The sequence below is a fragment of the Deinococcus frigens DSM 12807 genome, from assembly GCF_000701425.1.
GTDB classification, from domain to species: domain Bacteria; phylum Deinococcota; class Deinococci; order Deinococcales; family Deinococcaceae; genus Deinococcus; species Deinococcus frigens.
In genome coordinates this window covers 1-15,285 of sequence record NZ_JNIW01000002.1, presented here as the reverse complement: position 1 = coordinate 15,285, position 15,285 = coordinate 1, and the positions used below count along the sequence as shown (strand labels likewise).

The following is a 15,285-nucleotide window of genomic DNA, read 5'->3' as shown; positions in this document are numbered from 1 at the left end:
GCCCGCATCCTAGCGAACCCGCTACTCTTGAGGGCGTGAAGCGCAAGACCTTTGACCTCCGGCCCTGGGCGCGGGTCACCCAGTCCACCCAGACCGCGCTGGCCGTGCCGGGCTACGTGATCGTGGACTTTAGCGCTCAGACCGTGATCCGCCCGCTGGAGGTCACCAGACCGGGATCAGCCGTTTGTCACCTGATCCTCGACAACGGCTACCGCTGGATTCGCTGCCACCCCACAGGCGCGGGCGCGGGAGTCATGGGCGCGGCCCTGACCGTGCAAATCAACGCGGCGGGCCAGCCAGTGCAGTTTTACGTGGACATCCACGGCGGCGAGGGCGTGCAGGATGACGGGCTGCCGTGGCACGACGACCTGTATCTGGACGTGGTGGGCGACCCGGACGACGCCGAGCGCTGGATCGTGACCGCCACCGAGATCATCGACGCCGAAGACCTTGAGGCAGCGGTAGAGGCGGGTCTGGTCACGCTGGAGCTGGCCGCGCAAACCTGGGACCACGCCCGCCAGATCGAGACGGAGTTGCGGGCCGGAACGTATGCGCCCGTGGACGTGCTGCGGCGCTATGTGGAAGACCCCTACACCTGAGCGCCCCCTGGTACGCGAACGATGAAGCGCAAGGGAGTGGACCACCAGGGCTGGCACCGCGTGGCCCGCAGCGAGCAGTCCGTCATCCACTTGCCAGGCGGCACCATTGTCGATTTTCGCGCGTTGGAGAGCGACTGACCGTGCTGGACAGCGGCAATCGTAGGGTCACTTACGTTCTAGTGGGAACCAGACACGCCCTGCTGGTCATGTTGGATGCTGCCGGGCTACCTGTTCAGCTTGATGTGGATATCGGCGAAAGAACTGGCGTGGGGGCAGCGAAGGTCACGCGGGCGCAGTTCGATCTGGCCTGGGCCGAGGCGCGAGCAGTTGAGGCCACCAGTCGTTTGAACCCGTCGAGATGGTGAGGCAATACCTGATGACGCCCTATACTTGAACTCAGTTCAAAATCGTGTTCAGGACCAATGGAGGACCACCCATGCCACAGCCCACGCTTCAGACGCCCCTGCCTCCGCAAGCGGTTCAGACGGTCAAGGCCGCCCTACACGCCATTCCCATGAATACCACGGTGGGCGTGACCATCACCGATGTGGGCGTGGGCTGGGCCACGGGCGAGTGCCCGGATACGCCCGCCTTTCACAATCACCTGGGAACCATCCACGCCGGAGCGCAGTTCCTGCTGGCCGAGGCCGCGAGTGGAGCGGCTTTTGGCGGGGCCTTCGCGGCGCAACTGGGCGGGGCCGTGCCGCTGATCGAGCGCCTGGACACGCATTATGTGGGCCGCGCCCATGGCGGCCTGACCGCCAGGGCCGAGGCCCGCGCCGAGGATCTATCCGCCGCCGTTGAAGCCTACGCAACCGAGGGCAGGGCGCGTCTGGTGATCAATGTCATCGTCCGCGACGGCGAGAACAAGGAAGTGATGCGGGCGGTGGCCCACTGGTATCTGCGCTCTCTGGCCACGATGCGGGGCAATTGAGGGCAGGCTGGAAGGCAAATTCCTCAGTCGACTCCGCTCAAGGGGAGCTGGGGAGAACATCGCGCCTCCCTTCGAGACGAGATGCACCGAAGCGGCGGAAGGGGCGGGTCTGCCCATCAAGCAATTCCTGTTAGCAGCGGTTCTCAAGCCCTTGCGAGACCGCAAGAAAGCCCCCTCCGACCTGGCGCGGGGGCTGGCGGTCCTCCACGCTGAGCCAGCGTCAGAAGCCCCCGCGACCCTGGATCACCTCTTCCAGGCTGGGCAGGCGCACCAGGCCGCGCCAGTAGGCCCGGATGGTCTCCAGAACGTGCATGTACTCCTGATAGTTGCCCGGCTTGACCACGTAGCCGCTGACCTGCTGATCGTAGGCGCGGTGGATATCGCTGGGGTGCTCGGAGGTGGACAGCACCAGCACCGGAATGGAACGCACCTCGGAGATGGCCTTGACGCGCCCCAGGAACTCGTGCCCGTTCATGATCGGCATGTTCAGATCCAGCACGATCAGATGGGGGCGGACGCTGTGGGCCGGGTCACACAGATACGCCAGGGCTTCCTGGCCGTTCTGGACGTGGTGAACCGTGATGTCCTGGTCCTGTTCGGAAAGCATGTCCTGGAAGAGCAGGGCGTCGGCCAGCTCGTCCTCGACCAGCAGCAGGTGAAAGGGCGCAGAACTCATGAAGGCAGACCAATAATCGGGTGAATGCTCAATCGTTGTCTAGCTGACAATTCCGTATCCTGGTGCTGGAAAATGAACACCGACGCCGTCGTCATGGGGTGTTAACTTGAGGGCATGCTCACCGCCTCGCCGCCCGAACGCTTCGCCGTGGCGGCCTTTGATGCCCTGCTCGCCCATATCGCCATCATCGATGCGGACTGGATCATCGTCGCCGTCAACCACGCCCGGACGGCCTTCGCACGCAGCAATGGCGGCACCGGCAACGACGTGGGCATCAACTACCTCTCCATCTGCGACGGGGCGCAGGGCCAGAACGGCACAGCCGAGGACAGCCCAGCCGAGTACGACACGGACGCCCGCGCCATCGCGGCGGGAATTCGCGCCGTCATGAACGGAGAACAGCAGGTGTACGAGCTGGAATACCCCTGTCACACGCTGACCGAGCAGCGTTACTACGTGGCCCGCGTGACCCGCTTTACGCAGGACGGCGGGCAATACGCCCTGGTGGCCCACGAGAACATCACGCGCCGCAAGCTGGCCGAGCTGGAGGTCACGGCCCTGAACGCCTCGCTAGAACGGCGGGTGCAGCAGCGCACCACGGCGCTGGAGGCCAGCGAGGCGGTCCTGCAACACCTGAACGGCGAGCTGGTAGACCGCAACGAGGAACTCTCGCAGTTCGTGTACGTGGCCAGCCACGATCTTCAGGAGCCGCTGCGGACGCTGGGGGCCTACGCCGACATCCTGCGCCAGCGCTACCGGGGCAAACAGCTCGACGACCGTGCCGACAGCTATCTGGGCCACATCACCGAACAGGTGGGCCGCGCCCGCCAACTGGTGCGCGACGTCCTGGCCCTGTCCACCATCAGCGAGGAGGTGCCGCGCGAGGCCGCAGACCTGGGCGAACTGTGCCAGGGGGTACTGGCCGAGCTGCCGTGGCACCCGGACGCCGAATGGCATGTTTCTGACCTTCCCCCGGTGTGGGCCAACCCACCGCAGATGCGCCAGTTGCTGGGCAACCTGCTGGGCAACGCCCTCAAGTTCCGCAGTGACTCGCCACTGTGCGTAGAGCTAAGCGCCAGGGCCGACGACGACATCACCCAATTCACCCTGCGGGACAACGGCATCGGCGTCGCGCCGGAGTACGCCGAGAAGGTCTTTGGCATGTTCCAGCGCCTGCACGGGCGCACGCCCACCGGGGGCAACGGCATCGGGCTGGCGGTGTGCCGCCGCATCGTGGAGAGGCACGGCGGGCGCATCTGAATCGAGGCCGTCGATGGGGGTGGGACTGCGGTGCATTTCACCCTGCCCACTGTTCAGGACGACGGGAGCCAGAAGGCCTGAAAAAGCTCTCTCCGGGGGAAGAGGGCTGGGCAGAGGGGTCTTCTCAGCTAAACAGCGTACTGACGCTCGCGCCGGTATGGATATTGGCGATGGCGTTGGCGAACAGTGGGGCCACGTCCAGCACGGCCAGCTTGCCGCCCGCCGCCTCGATCTTTTCCTCGGAAACGTACACGGTGTTGCAACTGGCCACCTGGGTCACGTCCAGGCCCGCGATGCGCTGGATGGCCGGGCCGCTATACACGCCGTGGGTCACGGCCACATACACGTCCCTGGCCCCCATGCTGCGGGCGATGTTGACCGTCTCCACCAGGCTTCCGGCGGTGCTGATCTCGTCGTCCACGATAAACACCGTTTTGCCCTCGACCTCGCCGATCAGGGCGCGCGGCACCACCTGCGTATCAGAGACGCGCTCCTTGTCGATCATCGCCAGCCCGCACTCCAGCAGGCGCGAGATGCGGCTGGCGCGCTTGATGCTGCCCGCGTCGGGGGCCAGAACCACGCCCTCGTGGGCATTATCCACGCAGCCCCGGAAGTGTTCGGACAGCACCAGATCGGCGGACAGGTGATCGACAGGCACCTTGAAAAAGCCGTGCACCTGGGGGCTGTGCAGCGTCATGGTCAGCACCCGGTCCGCGCCCGCTGCCTGGATCAGATCGGCCACCAGACGGCCCGCAATCGAGATGCGCGGGCTGTCCTTCTTGTCGCTGCGGGCGTAGCTGTAATACGGGATCACGGCGGTCACGCGACCGGCGCTGGCACTCTTGGCGGCGTCGATCATCAGCAGCAGCTCCATGATCGAGTCGCTGACCGGGTGGCTGAAGGTCTGCACGATGAACACGTCCGCCTCGCGCAGCGACTGCTCGTAATGCACGATGATGTTGTCGTTGGTAAATTTCTCGGTGACGCTGTGGCCCAGCGTGACCCCCAGATGATCGCAGATGGCCTGTGCCAGCGGGCGGTTGCTCTGGCCCGAGAAGACCATTAAAGGCGAGCGGCGGCTTTCCAGCAGGGCGGTGGGCGAGCGTGACGTGACGGGCAAGGGGACATCCTCCGGGGATTGGGGGCTGGGCTACAGGCAGCGGCGTAAGTCGTCCGAAGCATACCTGCCCCGGATCAGGGATGTCAGGGCCATGTGATGTCCTCGGAGTGGGAACAGACAGGACACGGCACAGTGTCCGGTTGATTTGGACGCCGGACCTGCCGCATCACAGGCACTACCATGCGCCCATGACCCTGGACGCAGTCGTGGTCGGCGCTGGCCCCAACGGCCTCTCGGCGGCCCTGACCCTGGCCCGCGCCGGATTGCGGGTGCAGGTGCTGGAGGCGCACGACACGGTGGGCGGAGGAATGCGGAGCCTGCCCCTGACCCGGCCCGGTTTCGTTCACGACTACGGCAGCGCCATTCACCCGCTGGCCGCCGCCAGCCCCGCGTTTCGCAACTGGCCACTGCACGCCTTTGGTCTGGAGTGGGTGCAACCGGACGCCCCCGTCACGCATCCGCTGGGCGGAGGTTCGGTCACGTTAGAGCGCAGTTTGGAGGCCACCGCTGACGCCCTGGGCGCAGATGGCCCCGCCTGGACCGCCCTGATCCGCCCCCTTCTGAACAACTGGGAGGGCCTGCTGCACGACATCCTGCGCCCGCTGCCGCGCGTGCCGTCGCACTTCTTCACGCTGGCGCGGTTCGGGATTCGCGGGCTGCCGCCTGCCGAGCTGCTGGGCAGGTTGCTGTTCCGCACCCCCGAGGCCCGCGCGCTGTGGGGCGGCCTGGCCGCGCACAGCGTGCTGCCGTTCTCGGCCCCCGGCACCTCGGCCATGACGCTGGTGCTGGCGCTGCTCGCCCACTCGGTGGGCTGGCCCTTCCCGCGCGGCGGGGCGCAGGCGCTGCCCGACGCCATGCGCGCGTATCTGGAATTTCTGGGCGGGTCCGTGGTCACCGGCGTTCGGGTGACCTCTGCCGCCGATCTGCCCCCCGCCCGCGTGACACTGGTGGACAGCAGCCCCGGCGTGCTGCTGGGGTTGCTGGGAGACCGCGCCCCTGCCGCCTACCGCGCCGCGCTGGAACGCTACCGCTACGGCCCCGGCATTCAGAAACTGGATTACGCCCTGAGCGGCCCGGTGCCGTGGGCCGATTCCCGCGTGGCCCGCGCCGCCACCGTGCATCTGGGCGGCACGCTGGACGAGGTGGCCCGTTCGGAGGCCGCCGCGCCCACCCACGTCTCGCCGCGCCCCTATGTCCTGGCCGCGCAGCACACTCTGTTCGACTCCACTCGCGCCCCCAGCGGACAGCACACCTTCTGGGCGTACTCGCATGTTCCCAACGGCAGCGACGAGGATATTCAACAGCAGATGGAAGATCAGATCGAACGCTACGCGCCGGGCTTCCGTGGCCTGATCCTGGCCCGCCACCGCACCACCGCGCCGATGCTCCAGGCATACAGCCCGGTCTTCGGCGGCGGCGATGTGAACGGCGGCAAGGGCGACCTGTGGGGCCTGCTGGCCCGCCCGGTGCTGACCTCTACCCCGTACCGCACGCCGGTCAGGGGGTTCTACCTGTGTTCCAGCAGCACGCCCCCTGGCGGCGGCATTCACGGCATGGCGGGCTACCACGCCGCACTGGCCGCGCTGAAGGACGAATTCGGGATTCAGGATTCGGAGGCGTGAGAGGGGCGATCAAACCGCCCAACGACCCAACTGTCAATGCGCCAGAACACCTGTTCGCCTCTGCGGTCCTCCCAGCCCAGGCCCCGTCAACGCCGACATTGGCAGCGTGCAGGCGATCGCACTGGACTCCCCCGAATTCCGGGTCAGCGCCCTGGGTGCGCGCGACGCGGGCAAGATCAGCAGCGTGGGAGCCGCCGCCGCTGTCACCAACGCTCATTATCTTGCGATCGGCCAATGGGTGCGCGAGACGCCGATCACGCTGGACAAGCTGTTTTGAGCGGAACTGGAGGGCAAACCCCTTCGCCTGTTTCTCCGCTAGTTCCCCTCAAGTGGAGTCGGGAGAAAACTTGCCTTTCCTTGTGTGAAGGTGGCCTCTAAGGGGGACGGATGGGGTGATCGTGGGAGCAGCCCCCATCCCCTCCCCCACCGCGCTACATTCAGTCCCGCCATGACCCCATCCAACCAGCCCCGCCTGACCGTCTGGAACGAGTACCACCACGAACTGGAAAACCCCGCCGTCAGCGCCCACTACCCGCAGGGCATCCACACAGTAATCGCCGAGGGATTGCGGGCGCACGGCTTCCCGGAGGTCCGGACCGCCACCCTGGATCAACCGGAACACGGCCTGACCGACGAGGTGCTGGAAAACACGGATGTCCTGCTGTGGTGGGGTCACAAGGCACACGGCGACGTGTCCGACGAGGTTGCCGCAAAAGTGGTGGCCCGCGTGCAGGGCGGCATGGGACTGATCGTGTTGCACTCCGGGCATTTCAGCAAGCCGTTCAAGGCTCTGATGGGCACCGGCTGTGACCTGAAATGGCGCGAGGTGGGCGAGAAGGAGCGGCTGTGGGTGGTCCATCCGGCGCACGCAATCGCGCAGGGCGTGGGCGAATACATCACGCTGGAGCACGAGGAGATGTACGGCGAACACTTCGACATTCCCGCGCCCGATGAGCTGGTCTTTGTGAGCTGGTTCGCGGGCGGCGAGGTCTTCCGCAGCGGCTGCACCTTCACGCGCGGGAGCGGCAAGATCTTTTATTTTCGCCCCGGCCATGAGACATTCCCGACGTACCACAACCCCGAAATTCAGCGCGTGATCGCCAACGCCGCACGCTGGGCCATGCCGACAGCCAGCGCGCCGCGCTCCTTCGGGCATCGGCCCCAACCTCTAGAGACACTGCCTCTGAAGACGCTGCCACTGGAAACGCTGCCGCCGGAAAAGCGGTGACCACTGCACTGTCCCAGACTGGCCCGCTGAACGTCGGCATCATCGGCGCGGGGGCCATCTCGCAGCGGCATTACGAGGGCTACAGCCACGCTGGGGCGAACGTGGTGGCCTTTGCCGAGCCACATGGCGGCACCCGCATCCGCCGGGAAACCGAGTGGAACGCGCGGGGCTACGCGGACTTCACGGAGTTGCTGGAGGGCGGCGAGGTCCAGGCGGTCAGCATCTGCACGCCCAACGCCTTTCACGCGCCCGCCGCCCTCGCAGCCCTGCGGCGCGGCATTCACGTCCTGTGCGAGAAACCTCTCTCGCTGGACCTGGCCGCCTGCGAAGAGATGATCGCGGCGGCGCAGGAGGGCGGGGCCATTCTCCAGACCGGCCATCATCTGCGCTCCAGCCCCCTGGTGCAGACGGCCAAACGGTTGATCGACGAGGGCCGCGTCGGGCGCGTGACCTTTATGCGCCTGCGGCAGGCCCACGACTGGGGCGGTGCGCCGGAGGTGCGCGGGGCTTTTGGCAATCTGGCGGCCAGCGGCGGCGGCACCCTGCTGGACAACGGCTGTCACATGATGGACCTGGCCCGGCACTTCGGCGGCGACGTGGGCAGCATCTACGCGCGCATGAGCACGCTGAAGTTCCAGATTGAGGTGGAGGACACCAGCGTCGCCACGCTGGAATTCAGCAATGGTGGACTTGCCAGCGTGGAGAACGCCTGGACCGCCACCGGCTGGGAGGAGAGCTTTGCGGTCTACGGCACCGAGGGCGCGCTGGAATGCAGCAACCGCCTGGGCAAGCCGAGACTGCGTTTCGTGAACCGCGAACACGGCTTCGGGCAGTGGGGCCAGGCCGACGAAACGTGGTACGACTTTGCCACCTCCGACAATGCCCACGTCCGCAGCGTTGTCGCCTTTGTGCAGAGCGTCCAGGACGGTGCGCCCGTCGTCTGTACCGGCGAGGATGGCCGCGAGAGCGTGCGGCTGGTGCTGGGCGGCTATGAGAGTGCGCGGACGGGGCTGCCAGTTCGCTGGTAATCCCGCCCACGCCGCCTGCGGTTACTGACGGTCCAGCCTCAGCGTCTTGCCGGATTTGGTGGTCAGGATCAGCGCCGCACCATTGACGGCATAACCGATGACTTCCGAGAGGTCTTTGAGGAATGCCTGTTCCTGTCCGGCCAGCGCCGCATCGGGGCAGGCGCGGCGGGTCACCCCCAGCGCGCCAAAGGTCAGGCCCGTATCCATCACGCGGTACTCGCCCATAAAGGTGTTGCAGCCCGTGGTGCCGCTCACGCGCCCGACTGTGCCGAACACCACCGTCAGGGCCTCGCTGCCCTGCGTGCCTGCCAGTTTCCAGTCGCCCTGAAGTTCTTTCTGCACCCCGCCTCCCATCTTGCCCGCCATCTTGAAGACCACCTTCGACGTGCCGGAGGTCAGGATGAGCGTGTCGCCGTAGCGTGCGAAGGCACGGGCCTGCATCAGAACGTTCAGGTAACGCGTTTCCAGCGCATTCTGCTCGGGCGCGCACAGCTTGCGGGTGGTGGCGAGCGGCCCGAAACGGAAGGTCTGCCCGGCCAAAGCCCCGGAGGTCATGAACGTGTTGCATCCGGCGGACCCGGAGATCTGATTGCCCTGCACACTCAGCGTGAAGTTCTCCAGGCCAGCGCTGGCCGAGGTTCCCGGCTTGTCGGTCAGACGGGTCAGGGTCCAAGTGCCGTCGGTGTTTGGCGGCGTGGTCTGAGCAGAGGCGAGGGCGCAAAGGCCGAGGGTGGCGCTGAGCATGAGAGGCAGGGGGTTCATTTGTGTCTCCCGGGAAAGGTGGTGTGGAGGCGTGCAGCGTCCTCTTCGGCCTTCCAGATTGCTCCCCCCGACTGACGGTCGGATGATGGGCCGCCTCACGCCGACTCAGACGGATTCCGTTTGTTTCGTGCATGAATAGGGATAGGGACAGCGCCGATTCACCCACTCCACGTCCGGAACCCGTTTTTCTCCTGCTCGCTGTCTTGTCCAGAGCAGCGCCCATGAGGATGCTTGGACGCCCCCTCGGATTTCCAGGTGTTTCCAACACCTTCCAATCGGAGTCCGTATCAGACACAGGTGCTAACGCTGGCCTGATCTCCACGCAAAAGACCCCAGGCCACCGCCCAGGATCTCCATCAACAGGTCAAAAGCGTCAGTCGCCTCTGAAAATCTTTCCAACCTTGTCGAAAAAGCCTTCGTGCTTCTCGTTGACCTCGTCACCCACGGCGCGGGCGTAGGCCAGCAGCGCGTCGCGGGCCTCGGGGGTCAGGTCTTTGGGCTTCGGCACGGTCACGTCGTATTCCACGATCAGGTCGCCGCTGCCGCGTCCTTGCAAGCGGGGCATGCCCTGACCCGTCAGGCGGTGCAGCTCGCCGTGCTGGGTGCCGGGCTTGACCTCTACCACCTGCTCGCCGTCCAGCGTGGGAACGGTGACGTGGCCGCCCAGCGCCGCCTTGGCAAATCCGATCTGAGCCGGAAAGATCAGGTGTTCCTGCTCGCGGCGCAGTTCCGGGTGGGCTTCCATCTCGATATGCACGTACAGGTCGCCGTTGCCCCCCGGTCCCTCGTTGCCCATGCCGGACACGCGAATGCGGTAACCCTCGTCGATACCACGCGGCAGCTTGACGCCCACCTTCTCGGCCTTTAGCGTGCGGCCACGCCCCTTACAGACGGTGCAGGGATCCTGGATGATCTGGCCCTCGCCCCGGCAGGCAGGGCAGGGCTGCTGGGTTTCCACCACGCCAAAGATGGTCCGGGCCTGTGCGCGCACCGCCCCCGCGCCGGAGCAGGTGGGGCAGGTCTTGGCGGGCTTGCCGCCGGGTTCGGTCTTGCTGCCGTGGCAGTGTTCGCACCCTGTCAAGCGGTCCACCACTACCTCGACCTCCTCGCCCGCGCGGGCCTGGAGCAGCGTGACCTGCACCGCTGTTTCCAGATCGTCGCCGCGCGCCGGGCCGCGCCGCCCGCGCCCACCAGCCATGCCGCCGAACAACTGCTCGAAGATGTCCATCGGATCAAAGCCCGCGCCGCCCATGCCGCCGAACGGATCGCCGCCGGGCATTCCCGCATTGGGGGCCGAACCGAAGCGGTCATAGTGCGCGCGTTTCTCGGTGTCGGACAGGACCGAGTACGCCTCGCTGATCTGCGCGAATTTCTGCTGCGCGCCCTCTTCCTTGTTGCGGTCCGGGTGGTACTTGAGGGCCAGCTTGCGGTAGGCAGATTTGATTTCGTCGGCACCCGAGGTCCGGGTCACGCCCAGTAATTCGTAATAATCCATGTGTCGTCTTTCGCCGGGCGCAAGCCTGTGAAATGGCAGGGGCCGGGCCTCCGCCCAACAGGTTAACATGACCACACTCAGGAAAAGTGGGCGGGGCGCAGTCTCAAGCCATCCGTGAAGAGGTTGGCGTCGTATGCAGGACGGGTTGACGGGCCTGACGCGCTCAGGTTTTCCGGGGCAGGAGCTGAACCGGGACTGGAGCCACCGCTGTTGGCCACCGCTCACCGCGCGGCCACCCTGCACCCGGTTCAAGAATGGCCAGCTTGACATCGCCGTAATGAACCCGTAAGATTCAGACGTCCAATTAGTTAGCCATCTAAGTAGTTTCTTGTCCGACCACTGCCGCCCACCCGCCGGAGGTGTCTTTTGACCCCGAGTTCCGCCCCTGCTGACCCACTGAGCCTGAAAGACGTCAACGCCCTGAGCGCCGACGCCTTTACCGACTACTTCGCCGGGGTGCTGGAATACTCGCCGCAGTACGCGCAGGCCGCCGCTGCCCAGCGCCCCTTCCAGACTGCCGACGAGGTAGCCGACGCCTTCAAGGCCGCCGTGCAGGCGGACTCCGAGAGCGCGCAGCTTCGGCTGATCCGCGCCCATCCGGACCTGGCGGGCAAGGCGGCGCTGGCCGGTGAGCTGACCGCCGAGAGCGCCCACGAGCAGGCTGCGGCGGGTCTGGACCGTCTGACGCCCGAGGAGTTTGCCGAGTTCGGACGCCTGAACGACGCCTACCACGAGAAGTTCAAGCTGCCCTACGTGGTGTGTGTGCGCGAAAATAACAAAAGCAGCATCTTCGAGGGGGCCAGGCGGCGACTGGCGAACACCCCCGAGCAGGAACGGCAGGCCGCCCTGTACGAGATCAGCCGGATTGCCCGGCTCCGCGTTCTGGACCTGATCGCCCACGGCGACGGGAAATAAGGGGAGGAAGGATGATGACTCAGACCGAAAGCAAGCAGACCAAGGTGAAAGTGAAGCTGGGCGAGAACAACTACGGCAAGGCCGAAGTCAACCTGATGAAGATCAACCGGAGCGGCAAGCGTCACGAGATCCGTGAACTCCAGGTGCGCGTGGGCATGATCGGCGATTTCGACGCCGCGCACAGCCAGGGCGACAACTCCGAACTGATCGCCACCGACACCGTCCGCAACACCATCTACGGACTGGCCAAGGAAGGCTTTAAGAGCAGCCCCGAGGAATTTGGCAAGGAACTCGTCGCGCACTTCACCAAGACCGGGGCCAAGGTCTCGGGCGGCTTCATGGAATTTACCGAGCACCTGTGGGACCACGTTCAGGTGAACGGCCAGGGCCATGACCACTCCTTCGTGCGCCAGATGCCCAAGCGCACGGGCCGGATCGAGAGCGAAGACGGCAAGACATTCAAGGTGACCTCCGGCATCGCGGAACTGTACGTGCTGAAGACTACCGAGAGCGGCTGGGAAAACTATCTACTCGAGGAGCGCTTTACTACGCTGCCCGAAACGCACGAGCGCGTGATGGCCACCTTCGTGAACGCCAAGTGGGAATACAACACCGACAGCGCCGACTACGACGCCGTGTGGGAAAAGGTGTTCAAGCAGCTTCAGGTGACCCTGACCGACCACTACTCCCCCAGCCTCCAGAACACGCTGTACCTGATGGGCGAGGCCGTGCTGTCCGCCTGCCCCGAGATCTCGCGCATCTGGTTCCGCATGCCCAACATGCACCACCTCCAGTACAACCTGGGCCGCTTCGACATCGAGAACAACCTAGAGATCATGCACGTCGATCCCGAACCCTACGGCCTGATGGAAGGCTGGGTCGAGCGCGCTTAATGGCCGCACACGCCGGACTGAGTACGCACGTGCTGGACACCGCGCGGGGCCGTCCAGCGCAGGGCGTCCGGGTGGAGCTGTGGCGCATTCAAGGCGAGGAGCGCAGGAAGCTGACGGCAGCCATCACCAACGCCGACGGACGCACCGACGCACCGCTGATCGAGCGCGGCAGCCTTCAGGGCGGCACCTACGAGCTGACCTTTGATGTGGCCGACTACTTCTCGGACTTTGACGCCGCCGCCGATCCGCCGTTTCTGGACGTGGTGACGCTGCGCTTCACGGTGGGCGACCCGGACGCCCATTACCACGTCCCGCTGGTGATGACGCCGTGGTCCTACAGCACGTATAGGGGCAGCTAGGCTAGAGGCACCCAAGCTAGAGGCAGCCAAGCTCCAGCCTTCAAATCCAGCAGCGCCGCCCGGAAGACTGACCTCCGGGCGGCGCTGTTTTTCTTGGTCCCGATGACGCGAAAAACCGGCAGCAGTCCGAATGGACTGAGAAGCTAGGCCTCTTCCTCGCCGTCCAGCAGATAGGTCACGATGCTACGGCAGTGGGTAAAACCCATGTGGGCGTACAGGGCGCGGGCAGAGTGCAAGTGATCGTGAGCGCGCACGCGCAGGGTCCGCAGTTCGGGCCTGCTCTGCGCCTCGGCGGCGGCCAGGGCCAGCAGCACGCGGCCCAAGCCCTGCCCGCGCTCGGCGGGGTGAACGGCCAGATACGTCACGTCGGCGCGGCCGTCGTCGGGGCTGAATTCCAGTTCGGCAAAACCCACCGGGTGGTCTGCGCGCCACAGCGCCACCAGCCGCACCGTGTCGTCGGCAAAGTGGGCGGCGTACTGCTCTGGAGTCCAGTCCAGGCGTCCAGCCCAGGCGTCCTCGGCGGCGCGGTACAGGGCGCGGTACTCGGCCACGGGCAGACTCTCCGTGGCGCGCAGACCGTCCGGGACGCGGACCCCACGCGACACGGTTGCCAGCGGCGCGGCGTAAAAGGCGGTGCTGTGTAGCGCCGAAAAACCCGCCGACTCCAGCGCGGCGCGCACCGGCAGGTTATCGCGGGCGCTGAAGGCGTAGACCGGCTGGCCGTCCGTGTGCTGGGCGGCGCGGCCCAGCAGGGCACTCAGCGGGCCGCCCTCGCTCACCGGCCCCTCCAGCACCAGCCCGTCGCGGAAGGGAGACAGGGCGCAGTAGGCGCGCACGCCATCGTCATCCGTCTCCACCAGACACAGGCCGTCCTCACATTCCAAATGCAGTTCGCGCGGATCGCGGGAGTCCGGGGCAAAGACCTCGCGTTCGGGAGAGGCGTCCATCCAGTGCAGCAGCGCGAGAACGTCGGGGATATCGGTGGCCTGCATGGAACGGATCATGGGGGTGTCCTCCAATGGGCGAAGTTGACGGCGGCCTGAACGGTGTCTTCCAGCCTAGAAGGCGGGCGCCCCGCTGTCTGCCCATTGCGTTACGCCCATTTTTGCCGCGCCGTGCTATGCTGCACGCATGCCCTGAACAGGGTACGACGCCTGCCTCCTCCCAGACACGAAGCCGTGTTTGAGGGGCCTTTTCTTTTTTGGGGGGTGCGGATCAGGAGTGGACTCGGCAAAGGAGACAGGGGGCGGGAAGCCGGGGGGCGTTTTTTTTCGGAGGTGTTCGCCGTGACCAAACAGTCCAGCAAGCCGCTTGGGATCAACAGCCGCCGGGGAGGCCGCCACGAGCGGCCCGCCGCGCCGCAGGCGCAGAAGCAGACGCCGCTGCTGTCCGGGGTCCAGACCGGAACCGACCTGCTGGCCCTGCGCGCCCAGCTCGCGCGTGCCGAGAAGGCCAGCCGCCGTGCGCCCACGCCACTGCCTGCCCGCGCCGTGCGTGCGGCCCCGGTCAAGGCCCAGCGCGAGGCCGAACTGGTCGGCATCGCCACCGACGATTTTAGCCTGTCACGCGCCCATACCCGGCTGCGCGACGCCGTGTACGACGCGCGTTACCACCTGTGCCCGCACGCCATCGGCCACGCCCGCGCCGAGGGCTTTTTAGAACACGACATCATCAACGTGTTGCTGTGCGGGCGGGTGCGGGCCGTGTACCCGGAAGACCGGCGCTGGCTGGTCTGCGGCTCCTTCGAGGCCTGCGGCATAGCGCTGCCGCTGCATGTGGTGGTGCAGGATCACCGGGACGGCCATCTGGACATCGTGACCGCCTTTGTGCCCAGGCACCCGCACCACATCATCAGCCGCGCCCGGCTGGCCGTGATGCTGCGCTACGACGACGAGCAGATCCGGGTCCGCACCAGCACGCCAGGGGCAAAGGCAGGGGCGCGCGGGCGGGGGCGCTGGAAGCGCTAGGCATTGGGGACGCAGAGAATTTAGGGCTTATGCGAAACTCAGAGATGGGTTTTTGAGCTGCTGGCGCGTGTAGTCATCAAGAAGACCGAATTTTAGCGCGTATATCGTTTTCTTCGCCTCTTTGGCCTGCTGGTTCAATCGAATCCAGACCAGCATGGCAGTGCCGATGTGATTGCGTTGAGATCGCCCCAGACGGCATTGACAGTCTTCGGTCCCGGTGATCTGCTTCAATTCGCGGTGAAAGATCTCGACAGACCAACGGACGGCGAGCGTCTGGCGCACGTCGTCCGCAGTCTGTAACGCTGGGCCGTTGGTCACGACCCATTCCGTGCGCTCGGTAGAGAGCACCAACCGGAACATCCTCACTTTAGCCTCTTGCGGCCACTCACTCAGGCGCGCTTCCTGTCCCTGTCTCTCTTGCTGGGGT

At 65.9% G+C, this 15,285-nt stretch carries 17 protein-coding genes and 1 pseudogene; 12 read left to right on the top strand and 6 right to left on the bottom strand.

Annotated elements, in window-relative coordinates:
- The first annotated feature begins 35 nt into the window (after nt 1-35).
- The 3 genes from Q322_RS0100815 (at nt 36) to Q322_RS0100805 (ending at nt 1,533) form a co-directional block, all read left to right on the top strand.
- A complete protein-coding gene (locus Q322_RS0100815) occupies nt 36-599 on the top strand; it encodes a DUF402 domain-containing protein (RefSeq protein WP_029474988.1) in 564 nt (187 codons plus the stop codon).
- Between the two features lie 206 nt (nt 600-805).
- The gene (locus Q322_RS24330) at nt 806-964 is read left to right on the top strand and encodes a hypothetical protein (protein WP_245593092.1); all 159 of its coding nucleotides are present in this window, start codon (nt 806-808) and stop codon (nt 962-964) included.
- A gap of 71 nt (nt 965-1,035) precedes the next feature.
- The gene (locus Q322_RS0100805; RefSeq protein ID WP_029474986.1) at nt 1,036-1,533 is read left to right on the top strand and encodes a PaaI family thioesterase; all 498 of its coding nucleotides are present in this window, start codon (nt 1,036-1,038) and stop codon (nt 1,531-1,533) included.
- Between the two features lie 220 nt (nt 1,534-1,753).
- Here the strand turns inward: Q322_RS0100805 and Q322_RS0100800 are convergent, their stop codons facing one another.
- The gene (locus Q322_RS0100800; protein ID WP_029474984.1) at nt 1,754-2,209 is read right to left on the bottom strand and encodes a response regulator; all 456 of its coding nucleotides are present in this window, start codon (nt 2,207-2,209) and stop codon (nt 1,754-1,756) included.
- Between the two features lie 114 nt (nt 2,210-2,323).
- Here Q322_RS0100800 and Q322_RS20430 point away from each other — a divergent pair, with 114 nt between their 5' ends.
- Nucleotides 2,324-3,469 (top strand): sensor histidine kinase, encoded by a 1,146-nt coding sequence (locus tag Q322_RS20430; protein ID WP_084147689.1) that lies wholly within the window; start codon nt 2,324-2,326, stop codon nt 3,467-3,469.
- Between the two features lie 124 nt (nt 3,470-3,593).
- Here Q322_RS20430 and Q322_RS0100790 read toward each other — a convergent pair whose 3' ends face one another.
- Entirely contained in the window at nt 3,594-4,532 is a 939-nt protein-coding gene (locus tag Q322_RS0100790; protein ID WP_211248861.1) for a ribose-phosphate diphosphokinase, read from the bottom strand.
- 245 nt (nt 4,533-4,777) lie between these two features.
- Between Q322_RS0100790 and Q322_RS0100785 the strand changes: the two genes are divergently transcribed.
- From Q322_RS0100785 to Q322_RS0100770, 4 genes are all read left to right on the top strand, one after another.
- Nucleotides 4,778-6,211, top strand: coding sequence for a phytoene desaturase family protein (locus Q322_RS0100785; RefSeq protein WP_029474980.1), 1,434 nt, complete (start codon nt 4,778-4,780; stop codon nt 6,209-6,211).
- A 106-nt stretch (nt 6,212-6,317) separates the two neighbouring features.
- Nucleotides 6,318-6,488 (top strand): hypothetical protein, encoded by a 171-nt coding sequence (locus Q322_RS22945; RefSeq protein WP_156952809.1) that lies wholly within the window; start codon nt 6,318-6,320, stop codon nt 6,486-6,488.
- Between the two features lie 171 nt (nt 6,489-6,659).
- Nucleotides 6,660-7,439, top strand: a complete 780-nt coding sequence (locus tag Q322_RS0100775) for a ThuA domain-containing protein (RefSeq protein ID WP_051667957.1) — start codon at nt 6,660-6,662, stop codon at nt 7,437-7,439.
- A complete protein-coding gene (locus Q322_RS0100770) occupies nt 7,436-8,467 on the top strand; it encodes a Gfo/Idh/MocA family protein (RefSeq protein ID WP_029474976.1) in 1,032 nt (343 codons plus the stop codon). The genes Q322_RS0100775 and Q322_RS0100770 overlap by 4 nt, the downstream gene beginning before the upstream one ends.
- 21 nt (nt 8,468-8,488) lie before the next feature.
- Here Q322_RS0100770 and Q322_RS0100765 read toward each other — a convergent pair whose 3' ends face one another.
- Entirely contained in the window at nt 8,489-9,229 is a 741-nt protein-coding gene (locus Q322_RS0100765; RefSeq protein WP_084147687.1) for an META domain-containing protein, read from the bottom strand.
- 373 nt (nt 9,230-9,602) lie between these two features.
- Nucleotides 9,603-10,724: a molecular chaperone DnaJ gene (gene dnaJ / locus Q322_RS0100760; protein ID WP_029474972.1), complete on the bottom strand. Its 1,122-nt coding sequence runs from the start codon at nt 10,722-10,724 to the stop codon at nt 9,603-9,605.
- Nucleotides 10,725-11,090: 366 nt separating this feature from the next.
- Here dnaJ and uraD point away from each other — a divergent pair, with 366 nt between their 5' ends.
- The 3 genes from uraD to uraH are packed head-to-tail and all read left to right on the top strand — an operon-like array spanning nt 11,091 to nt 12,891.
- Nucleotides 11,091-11,639, top strand: a complete 549-nt coding sequence (gene uraD / locus Q322_RS0100755; RefSeq protein ID WP_245593091.1) for a 2-oxo-4-hydroxy-4-carboxy-5-ureidoimidazoline decarboxylase — start codon at nt 11,091-11,093, stop codon at nt 11,637-11,639.
- Nucleotides 11,640-11,653: 14 nt separating this feature from the next.
- Nucleotides 11,654-12,532, top strand: a complete 879-nt coding sequence (gene pucL, locus Q322_RS0100750) for a factor-independent urate hydroxylase (protein ID WP_034417194.1) — start codon at nt 11,654-11,656, stop codon at nt 12,530-12,532.
- The gene (uraH, locus tag Q322_RS0100745; RefSeq protein WP_029474966.1) at nt 12,532-12,891 is read left to right on the top strand and encodes a hydroxyisourate hydrolase; all 360 of its coding nucleotides are present in this window, start codon (nt 12,532-12,534) and stop codon (nt 12,889-12,891) included. Before pucL ends, uraH begins: the two co-directional genes overlap by 1 nt.
- Before the next feature lie 143 nt (nt 12,892-13,034).
- Here the strand turns inward: uraH and Q322_RS0100740 are convergent, their stop codons facing one another.
- Nucleotides 13,035-13,895: a GNAT family N-acetyltransferase gene (locus tag Q322_RS0100740; RefSeq protein WP_029474964.1), complete on the bottom strand. Its 861-nt coding sequence runs from the start codon at nt 13,893-13,895 to the stop codon at nt 13,035-13,037.
- A 378-nt stretch (nt 13,896-14,273) separates the two neighbouring features.
- Here Q322_RS0100740 and Q322_RS0100735 point away from each other — a divergent pair, with 378 nt between their 5' ends.
- Nucleotides 14,274-14,858 (top strand): DUF4258 domain-containing protein, encoded by a 585-nt coding sequence (locus tag Q322_RS0100735; protein WP_051667985.1) that lies wholly within the window; start codon nt 14,274-14,276, stop codon nt 14,856-14,858.
- Nucleotides 14,859-14,885: 27 nt separating this feature from the next.
- Here Q322_RS0100735 and Q322_RS0100730 read toward each other — a convergent pair.
- Nucleotides 14,886-15,285 (bottom strand): annotated as a pseudogene (locus Q322_RS0100730) (IS701-like element ISPlag1 family transposase); the annotation flags it as partial.

What these genes read in the sequence shown, in the direction of transcription:
- Q322_RS0100775 (WP_051667957.1), top strand. Translation starts at nt 6,660, where the DNA reads ATGACCCCATCCAACCAGCCCCGCCTGACCGTCTGGAACGAGTACCAC.
- Q322_RS0100790 (WP_211248861.1), bottom strand. Translation starts at nt 4,532, where the DNA reads ATGGTCTTCTCGGGCCAGAGCAACCGCCCGCTGGCACAGGCCATCTGC.
- Q322_RS0100765 (WP_084147687.1), bottom strand. Translation starts at nt 9,229, where the DNA reads ATGAACCCCCTGCCTCTCATGCTCAGCGCCACCCTCGGCCTTTGCGCC.
- dnaJ (WP_029474972.1), bottom strand. Translation starts at nt 10,724, where the DNA reads ATGGATTATTACGAATTACTGGGCGTGACCCGGACCTCGGGTGCCGAC.
- Q322_RS24330 (WP_245593092.1), top strand. Translation starts at nt 806, where the DNA reads ATGTTGGATGCTGCCGGGCTACCTGTTCAGCTTGATGTGGATATCGGC.
- Q322_RS0100740 (WP_029474964.1), bottom strand. Translation starts at nt 13,895, where the DNA reads ATGATCCGTTCCATGCAGGCCACCGATATCCCCGACGTTCTCGCGCTG.
- Q322_RS0100800 (WP_029474984.1), bottom strand. Translation starts at nt 2,209, where the DNA reads ATGAGTTCTGCGCCCTTTCACCTGCTGCTGGTCGAGGACGAGCTGGCC.
- Q322_RS0100785 (WP_029474980.1), top strand. Translation starts at nt 4,778, where the DNA reads ATGACCCTGGACGCAGTCGTGGTCGGCGCTGGCCCCAACGGCCTCTCG.
- Q322_RS20430 (WP_084147689.1), top strand. Translation starts at nt 2,324, where the DNA reads ATGCTCACCGCCTCGCCGCCCGAACGCTTCGCCGTGGCGGCCTTTGAT.
- uraH (WP_029474966.1), top strand. Translation starts at nt 12,532, where the DNA reads ATGGCCGCACACGCCGGACTGAGTACGCACGTGCTGGACACCGCGCGG.
- Q322_RS0100805 (WP_029474986.1), top strand. Translation starts at nt 1,036, where the DNA reads ATGCCACAGCCCACGCTTCAGACGCCCCTGCCTCCGCAAGCGGTTCAG.
- pucL (WP_034417194.1), top strand. Translation starts at nt 11,654, where the DNA reads ATGACTCAGACCGAAAGCAAGCAGACCAAGGTGAAAGTGAAGCTGGGC.